The organism is Frankia sp. AgB32, assembly GCF_023243045.1.
Taxonomy (GTDB): Bacteria; Actinomycetota; Actinomycetes; order Frankiales; family Frankiaceae; genus Frankia.
The window spans coordinates 1-9,815 of the sequence record NZ_JALKFX010000254.1 but is presented as its reverse complement, the minus strand read 5'-3'; the positions used below and the strand labels follow the sequence as shown (position 1 = coordinate 9,815).

Annotated in this window: 2 protein-coding genes; both read left to right on the top strand. The window is 69.4% G+C overall.

Annotated features, from left to right (window positions below; translation table 11 throughout):
- Positions 1-47: 47 nt before the first annotated feature.
- Positions 48-5,210 (top strand): non-ribosomal peptide synthetase, encoded by a 5,163-nt coding sequence (locus MXD60_RS27700; protein WP_248822639.1) that lies wholly within the window; start codon positions 48-50, stop codon positions 5,208-5,210.
- 1 nt (position 5,211) lies between these two features.
- Positions 5,212-9,815: non-ribosomal peptide synthetase (locus MXD60_RS27695; protein WP_248822638.1), on the top strand; the 4,604-nt coding region annotated here is incomplete at its 3' end.

Below are 9,815 nucleotides of genomic sequence, written 5' to 3'. Positions count from 1 at the left end.
CGGGTGGGGTGTTGGAGTTTGTGGGCCGTGTCGATGATCAGGTGAAGGTGCGGGGCTTCCGAATCGAACCAGGTGAGATCAGGTCGGCGCTGCTGGCCCGTACAGGAGTCCGGGAAGCCGCGGTGATCGTCCGGGAGGACCAGCCGGGTGACCGGCGGCTGGTCGCCTACGTGGCGGGAGACCGGCTTGTCGGCGACGAACAGCGCGCCCACCTCGCCCGGCTACTTCCCGAACACCTCGTGCCGTCGGCCGTCATCGTCCTGGATCAGCTCCCGACGAACCACAACGGCAAGCTCGACCGGGCGGCGCTGCCCGCCCCCACCCGCGCCGTGTCGGATTCACGGCCGGCGCGCACCGCCGAGCAGGAGATTCTCCGCGGACTCTTCGCGGAGGTGCTCCGACTCGACCGCGTCGGCGTGGACGATGACTTCTTCGCCCTGGGCGGGCATTCGCTCCTCGCGATCAGACTGCTGAACCGGATACGGACGGTATTGGGCGGCGAACTGGGGATCAGGGCGCTGTTCGAGGCTCCGACGGTGACCGGGATCTCTGCCCGGCTGACCACCGCGCCCGCTGTCCGTCCGATCACGCCGAGGGCGCAGCCCGAGACCGTGCCGCTGTCCTTCGCCCAGCGCCGGCTCTGGTTCCTCAACCAGGTCGCGCCTGGGAGCGGGATGTACAACATCCCGCTCCTGCTGCGGATATCCGGTGTACTGGACGTGGCGGCGCTGGAGCATGCGCTGGCCGCCGTGGTCGACAGGCACGCCCCGCTGCGGACTGTCTTCCCCGACGACGGGGGAGTGCCCGAGCAACGCATTCTCGAGCCGCGCGATGGTTGTCCGGTACTGCGGCTGGTGGATGTGACGCCGGCCGGGGGCCTGGCCGCGCTGGAGGACGTGACGAGTGCCGGGTTCGACCTGTCGGTGGACCTGCCGCTTCGTGCCGTGCTGTTCCGGGAGAGTCCCACGCGGCATGTCCTGGCCCTGGTGATGCACCACATCGTCGCGGACGGGTGGTCGCTTGGACCGCTGGTGCGGGACCTGTCAGCGGCCTACCGGGCACCAGTCTCGGGGACTCCGGTCAGCCTCCCCCCGCTTCCAGTGACCTATGCGGACTACGCACTGTGGCAGCGGGACGCACTCGGCGATCCGGACGACGAGGCCAGCGCCGTGTCCCGTCAGCTCGCCTTCTGGCGCTCGGCTCTGAGCGATCTCCCGGAGGAACTGGACCTGCCCTTCGACCGGCCCCGGCCGATCACCCCTGGAGGACAGGGCGCAAGCATCCGGTTCGAGCTGGATTCGCGGCTGCACACCAGGTTGCTCGACCTGGCCAGGGCGTCCGGGGCGACGTTGTTCATGGCCCTGCACGCCTGCCTGGCCGTCCTGCTGACCCGGTTGGGGGCTGGGCAGGATATCCCGATCGGCACGGTGGTGGCCGGACGTGCCGACGAGGCACTCGACGATGTCGTGGGTTTCTTCGTCAATTCCCTGGTGCTGCGGACCGACACGGGTGGCGCGCCGTCCTTCGCAGAGGTGCTGTCCCGGGTGCGCGAGACCGATCTGGCCGCCTTCGCGCATCAGGATCTGCCCTTCGAGCGGCTGGTGGAGAAGATCCGGCCGGCGCGGACACTGACCCGTAACCCGTTGTTCCAAGTGATGCTCATCCTCCAGAACACCGATGCGCCCAAGGTCCTCCTGCCGGGTCTCACCGTCGAGGTCGACGGAGCGCCGGGGATCGGAGCCAAGGTCGACCTGGCCTTCAGCTTCCGGGAACGGCCGGACGTCGCAGACGGCGCCGGCGGCCTAGCCGGGGCGGTCGAGTACTCCGTGGAGCTGTTCGATCGGGAGACCGTCGAGGCGCTGGTCGCCCGGTTCGTCCGGCTGCTGACCCAGGTCGTGGCCGAGCCGGGTATGCCGATCGGCGACATCGATCTGCTGGAGGCCGTCGAACGGCGCGAACTGCTGGTGGAGCGGAACGCCACGGCACACGATCTCGGTGAGGCGGTGCTGCCGGAGCTCTTCGAGGAACAGGTGGCCCGCGACCCTGATGCACTCGCGGTGGTGTGCGGTATCCATCGGTTGAGCTACGCCGAGCTGAACGCCCGGGCCAGCGGACTCGCACGCCTGCTGACGGCGTTGGGTGCGGGGGCCGAGGACCGGATCGGAGTCCTGCTCGGCAGCTGGCCCGACCATGTCGTCGGTGTGCTCGCCGCGGTGAAGGCGGGCGGGGCCTACGTCCCCCTCGACCTGCGAAGCCCGCCTGCCCGCACCCGGCACGTCCTCGGCGAGACGGGGGTCAGGATCGTCCTGGTCGACAGCACGACGAGCGCCCTGGTGGCCGACACCGGCGTCACCGTCGTCCGGGTGGACCAACCGCACCGGTCGGGCGCGGCCGTCGACCCGCCGGCCGCACCACTACCCGGGCAGCTGGCCTATGTCATGTACACGTCTGGTTCCACCGGGCTACCGAAGGGCGTGGGGATCACTCACGCCAATGTTGTCGGCCTTGTCCGTGATCGATATTGGAATGGGGGTCCTCATCACCGAACGCTCATGCACTCCGCCCCGACCTTCGATGTCGCGACCTATGAGCTGTGGGGGCCGCTGCTGACCGGCGGCTGCATCGTCGCCTCCGAGAGCGACGCCGCCGACCTCACCGCCCTCGCCCGCGTGATGGCGGACGGCGGCGCGACCGTCGGCCTGTTCTCCGAGGGCAAGTTCCGGCTCCTGGCCGAGCACTATCCAGAGGCGTTCCGGAGTCTCCGCGACATCTACATCGGTGGAGATGCCCTGTCGGCTGCCGCCGCGGGCAGGGTGATCGAGCGGGCCGGGCACGCCCGCCTCACCAACAGCTACGGACCGACCGAGACGACGCTCTGCGTGGTGCACCACACCCTGTCCGCCCCTCGGGATGGGCAGGCAACCATTCCGATCGGTCGGCCGCTCGACAACACCTCGGTCTATGTCTTGGACGCCGGGCTCCAGCCCGTCCCCGACGCGGTGGCGGGCGAACTCTACGTGGGGGGCGAGGGCTTGGCCCGCGGCTACTTCGCCCGACCCGGGCTGACCGCGGAGCGTTTCGTCGCCAGTCCGTTCGGGCCGGTGGGTGCCCGGCTCTACCGGACCGGCGACCTGGTCCGCTGGACCAGGAAGGGCGAGCTGGAGTTTGTCGGCCGGATGGACGCGCAGGTCAAGGTCCGCGGATTCCGCATCGAACTGGGTGAGGTCGAGGCGGCCGTGGCGTCCTGCCCCGGCCTGCGGGAGACGGTTGTCACGGTCCGGGAGGACCGTCGTGGCGACCGGTATCTGGCCTCGTATTCCGTGCCGGACCCCTCCGATCCCGCCGACGTCGACCGGATCCGCGCGCACGCCGCCCGGCGACTGCCCGACTACATGGTCCCAGCCGCGTTCGTCCTGGTCGATCGGCTACCGCTCACCCGATCGGGAAAGGTGGACCGGGCCGCGTTGCCCGCGCCTGTCACTGCCACCGTCGGTGGCCGCGGACCGCGCAATCCGACCGAGGCGATCCTCTGCCGGGTGTTCGCGGAGGTTCTGGGGGCCGAGAGCGTCGGGCTCGACGACAACTTCTTCCGCCTGGGCGGCGACAGCATCATGTCGATGCAGGTGGTGAGCGGGGCGGCGGCGGCGGGGCTCGTGCTCACGGTCCACGATGTCTTCCGGCACCAGACCGTGGCGGATCTGGCCTCTGCCACGGCCGGTCTGAGGGCCCCGGCGGTCCAGGACGGCGACGGCACCGGCACGGTCCCGCAGACTCCGATCATGAGCTGGTTCCGCGAGCTGGGCGGGCCCGTCGCGGGTTTTCAGCAGTCGGTCCTGCTGCGGACGCCACCGGGACCTGGGCTCGTGGCACTCGTGGCCGCCGTCCAGGCCCTGCTCGACCGGCACGACCTGCTGCGTGGACGGCTGGTGGACGGGGACGACGGCCGGTGGGAGATAGAGGTGCTACCCCCGGGGGCCGTGTCCGCGAACGACTGCGTCCGCCGCGTCGACCTGGCGGATCTCGCCGGGCGGGAGCTTTCCGCCCTGCTGTCCGACCATGCCGACGTCGCGCGCGGCGAACTCGACCCCCGTACCGGCGACATCGTCCGTCTGATCTGGTTCGATGCCGGACCGGAGGCTCCGGGCAGGCTCCTCGTGATGGTTCACCACCTGTTCGTGGACGGGGTGTCCTGGCGCGTTCTGGTGCCCGACCTGATGGCGGCCTGGCACGATGCGGCAGATGGAAGGCTCCCGAACCCCGCGCCGGTGCCGGTTAGCTTCCGCCGCTGGGCGCACGGGCTGGCGGAGCTGGCGCACTCCGCCCGAGTACGCGCGGAGCTGCCCCTGTGGCGCCGGATGCTCGAGGCGTCCGATCCGCTGATCACCGACCGTCCGCTCGACGCCGCCCGGGACACGAGGGGCACCGCCCAGACGCTCACCACGGTGTTGCCGGCCGACCATGCGCGCCCCCTCCTCGACGAGGTCCCGGGAGCGCTACGGGCCGGACCGGACGAGGTCCTGCTGACCGGACTCGCCGTGGCGGTGGCGCGGTGGCGGCGCGAGCTCATGGGCGACCGCGGCACCTCGGTCCTCCTCGATGTGGAGGGTCACGGCCGGGAAGCACAGGACGGCGACGATCTGTCCCGCACGGTCGGGTGGTTCACCTCCATGTTCCCCGTCCGGCTGGACCCGGCGGTCCGGGACCTCGCTCCCGAAGGCGCGGCGGCAGGCGCGCTGCGACGGGTGAAGGAACAGCTGCGGGCCCTGCCGGGCAAGGGCCTCGGGTACGGGCTGCTCCGCTATCTGAACCGGGAGACCGCGGCCGAGCTGCGCAGCGGGGCCCGACCGCAGATCGTGTTCAACTATCTTGGCTGGATCCGCGGCGGCCAGTCCGACGGCTGGTATGCCGCGGCCGAGGAACTGCGGATAGCGGCCATGGACCCGGCGACGCCGTTCGGACACGCCCTGGAGCTGAACGTCGCGAACCACGACGGACCGGCTGGTCCGATCCTGACCGCCACGTGGGCGTGGCCCGCTGACCTCTTTACCGAGGACGACATACGGCAGTTGTCCGAACTGTGGTTCAACGCCCTGGCCGCGCTGACTCGCGATGCCAGGCGTGGAACCGACATATGGACCCCCTCCGATCTTCCCTTCGTCGATCTCGTCCAGGACGAGATCGACGAACTCGAAGCAGGCTGGAGCAACTGACATGGCGCCGAAGCCCACTTCCCACCTCGATGACGTCCTTCCCCTGTCCTCGTTGCAGGAAGGCATGCTCTTTCATGCTCTGTACGATGCTGACGGCGCGAGCATCTACAACCTTCAGCTTGGCATCTACCTGGACGGACCGGTAGACGGTGGGCGGCTGCGGGACGCCGCGGACGCCCTGCTGCGCCGGCACTCCAACCTGAGAGCCGGGTTCCGGCAGGTGAGCTCCGGGAAAGCCGTCCAGTTCATCCCGAAAGCCGGCGCTACTCGGTGGGCCGAGCTGGACCTGAGCGAGGTGGACGAGCCTGCGCGCGGGGCGGAGCTGGTCCGGGTCGAGGAGCTGGACCGCACACGGGGGTTCGTCTTCGCCGACCCGCCGCTGCTGCGGCTGACCCTGGTCCGACTCGCGCCGGAACGTTTCCGTCTGCTGATCACCAGTCATCACATTCTGCTGGACGGCTGGTCGATGCCGGTCTTCCTACGCGAGCTGTTCACCCTGTACGCGGGAGGCGGGGCCGCTGCGGCTCTGCCCGTGGCTACGCCGTACCGGAACTTCGTGGGCTGGCTGGCGGGGCGGGACAGGGAGGCGGGCCGTGCCGCCTGGCGTGCGGCCATGGCCAGGCTGCGCGGTCCCACCCTGATGGCGCCGGGGATCGGTGATACGGACGTGTGTTCCGGGCAGGTCTCCCTGACCCTGCCCGCGGTGCTCACCGCCCAGCTCCAGCGGCAGGCGCGGGCGGTTGAGGTGACGCTGAACATCCTGGTCCAGGCTGCCTGGGGGCTTCTGCTGGCCCGGCTCACCGGCGAGGACGACGTCGTCTTCGGCACCACGGTGTCGATTCGCCCACCAGAGATCCTGGGCATGAGCACGATGATCGGCTTGTTCGTCAACACCGTGCCGGTGCGGGTCACGTCGCGGCCCGCGGAGCCGCTCGGCGGGTTCATGGCGCGTGTCCAGTCCGAGCAGAGTGCGTTGCTGGATCACCAGTACCTCAGTCTGACTGAGATCAACGAGGACTCCGGGTTCATCGAGCCCTTCGACACCACGGTCACCTTCGAGAACTATCCGTTCGACCGGAGCGCGACCGGCCTCGAAGAGACCGGCCTGAGGGTCACCGGTGCCTCGGCTCACAACACGACCCACTACGCGCTGAACCTCGTTGTTTCTCTGGTCGCCGACCAGCTCCGACTTCGGCTCAACTATCGGCCCGGAGCGTTCGACCGGGACGAGGCGGGCACGGTCCTGGACCGCTATGCCCGGCTACTGCGGGCAATCGCGGATGATCTCGATCGGCCGGTCGGCCGGGTCGTTGTTCTCGACCTCGCCGAGCGACACCGACTCCTGGTCGAGAACAACGAGACCGGCCGTGCGCGAACGGAGAGGACCCTGGCCGAGCTGTTCCAGGCGCGGGTGGTCTCAGGACCCGACGCGGTCGCGGTCGCGCAGGGGAAGGCGTCCCTGACCTACGCCGAGCTGAACGCCCGGGCCAACCAGCTCGCCCGACAGCTGATCGCCAGAGGTGTGGGACCGGAGACACTTGTCGCGCTCGCCCTGCCACGATCCCTCGATCTGTTCGTCGCGGTTCTCGCGGTGGTGAAGGCCGGCGGCGCCTATCTGCCGATCGACACGGCCTCCCCCGCGGACCGGATCGGACAGATCCTGAAAGATGCCCGACCCGCCGCCTGCATTCTCACCGGCGAGGATCTCATTGTGCCGGTGGGTATGGGCATCCTCGCGCTGGACGATCCATCCACCAGGCTCCAGATCGACGCCGAGTCCGCCGACAATGTTGTCGACGGTGACCGGCGAACACCGTTGTTCCCGTCGCACCCCGCCTATGTGATCTACACGTCCGGGTCCACCGGGACGCCCAAAGGTGTCGTCGTCCCACACTCCGGCCTCCAGGATCTGGCGCTAACCCAGACGAGGCTGCTGGGGGTGGACGAGGACAGTCGGGTTCTCCAGTTCGCCTCACCCAGCTTCGACGCATCCGTCTCCGAGATGTGTATGACGTTCCTCTCCGGGGCGACGCTCGTGCTGGTTCCCCAGGAGTCGCTCTGGTCGGCTGAGGACCTGCCGCTGATGATGCGGGACCTGGGGATCACCCAGGTGACCTTGCCTCCGGTCATGCTGACGGCATTCCGAGCCGGGGCGGAACTCCACGACGTCCCGAATGTGATCGTCGCGGGGGACCGGTTTCCCGCCGGCCTGGTCGATCGTTGGCCCGTCACGTCGCGCCTGGTGAACGCCTATGGGCCGACGGAGACCACGGTCTGCGCGACCATGAGTGCACCGTTGGTCGCCGGACACGGCACCCCGATCGGCCGACCGGTCGACAACACCCGGGTCTATGTTCTCGACCCGGGACTGTCGCCCGCCCCGACCGGGGCTCCGGGTGAGCTGTACATCTCCGGCGCGGGGCTGGCCCGCGGTTACCTCAACCGCGCCGGAATGTCGGCGGAAAGGTTCGTCGCGTCGCCGTTCGGCGTGGGTGAGCGGATGTACCGAACCGGCGATCTGGCCCGCTGGCTGCCAGATGGTCAGCTGGAGTTCCTCGGCCGGACGGACGACCAGCTGAAGATCCGCGGTTTCCGGATCGAGCCTGGCGAGGTCGAGGAGGCGCTGCGGCGGCTCGGTGACCTGGCCGACGCGGCTGTCGTGGCACGGGACGACCCCGGGGCCGATCGGAGGCTGGTCGCCTACCTCGTGCCGCGAGTGGGCGGCAGGGCCGACGTCGTGCGGCTGCGCCGGGAACTGCGTGAGTCGCTCCCGCGCCACCTGGTCCCGGCCAGCTTCGTGGTGCTGGACGCGCTGCCGGTCTCGGTGACGGGCAAGCTCGACCGCAACGCGCTCCCACTTCCCGACGAGTCCGGCGAGGCGGCTGGCGGCCGGGCGCCACGTGACCCACACGAGGAGATTATCTGCGGGTTGTTCGCCGAGCTGCTCGGACTCCCGTCCGTCACCATCGACGACGACTTCTTCGACCTGGGTGGGCACTCGCTGTCCGCGACACGCCTGGTCAGTCGCGTCCGGTCGGTGCTGGCGGTCGAGCTGCCCGTCCGCGCACTGTTCGACTCGCCGACGGTGGCCGGGATCGCCGAGGTCATCCGGCACCTCGGCGCAGAGGTGCGTCCGCCGCTGACAGCGACGGCACGGCCTGGGAGGCTGCCCCTGTCGTTCGCCCAGCGGCGACTGTGGTTCCTCAACCGGCTGGACCAACAGAGCTCCACCTACAACATGACGCTCGCGCTCCGTCTGAAGGGCGAGCTCGACCGGGACGCGTTGCGGGCCGCGATGGTCGATGTGACCACTCGGCACGAGAGTCTGCGAACGCTGTTGCCGGAACAGGACGGCATCCCTTGGCAGCAGGTCATGGCTCCCGAGGCAGGCGCGCCGAAGCTGGAGATCGTCGAGATCCCGGCGAGACAGGTGCCGGACGCCGTTGCCGCGTTCGTCCGTCAGGGCTTCGATCTGGCCGAGGAGCTGCCGCTGCGGACAAGGCTGTTCGCCGTTGGGCCCCAGGAACACGTCCTGGCTGTCGTGGTGCACCACATCGCCTGCGACGGGTGGTCCACGGGCCCGCTGGCGAGGGACCTGAGCCAGGCTTACGCCGCGCGCAGGGAAGGCGCGGCTCCCGACTGGTCCCGTCTCCCGGTCCAGTACGCCGACTACACACTGTGGCACAACGCGCTCCTCGGGAGCGAGGACGATCCGACCAGTCTGATCTCGCGACAGCTGGATTACTGGCGGACGGCGCTCGACGGGATACCGGATGAACTCCCGCTTCCCGTCGACCGTCCCCGGGGTACACTCGGCCGCCGTACCGGGCGGATAGCGAGATTCGAGCTCGATGCGGAGCTGCACGAGGGCCTCGCCAGGCTCGCGCGTAGCCGTGGCGCGAGCGTCTTCATGGTGCTCCAGGCCGGCCTGGCCGTCCTATTGACCAGGATGGGCGCGGGCACGGACATCCCCATCGGCTCACCCGTCGCGGGCCGCGTCGACGACGCCCTCGACGACCTGGTCGGCTTCTTCGTCAACACCCTCGTGCTGCGGACGGACACGAGCGGCGACCCGTCGTTCCGGGAGGTCTTGGACCGGATCCGGACCGGGAATCTGGCGGCCTACGCCCACCAGGACGTGCCCTTCGAGCGCCTCGTCGAAGTGCTCAACCCCGCCCGTTCGCTGGGTAGACATCCGCTGTTCCAGGTGTGGCTGGGGCTGTCGAACCTGCCGGAGGCCCGGCTGGAGCTGCCCGGGCTGGAGGTGCTGGCCGATCCTTCCGGAAACGAGATCGCTCGGTTTGACCTGCTTTTCAGCCTCAACGAGCGGCACAGTGAGGCCGGGGCGCCTTGTGGGATCGAGGGCGGTGTCCAGTACGCGGCCGAGCTGTTCGACCAGGCCACGATCGCGAGGCTGTTGGACCGGCTCCGCGCGCTGCTTCGAGCGGTTGTCGTCGATCCGGCCCGGCCGATTTCCGAACATGACATCCTCGTCGAAGGGGAACGCGATCAGCTACTCCAGGCGTGGAACGACACGTCGCGTGGTTCGTCTTCGGGGTTGTTGCCTGATCTTTTTTGGGATCGGGTGGGGTGTTCTTCGGGTGC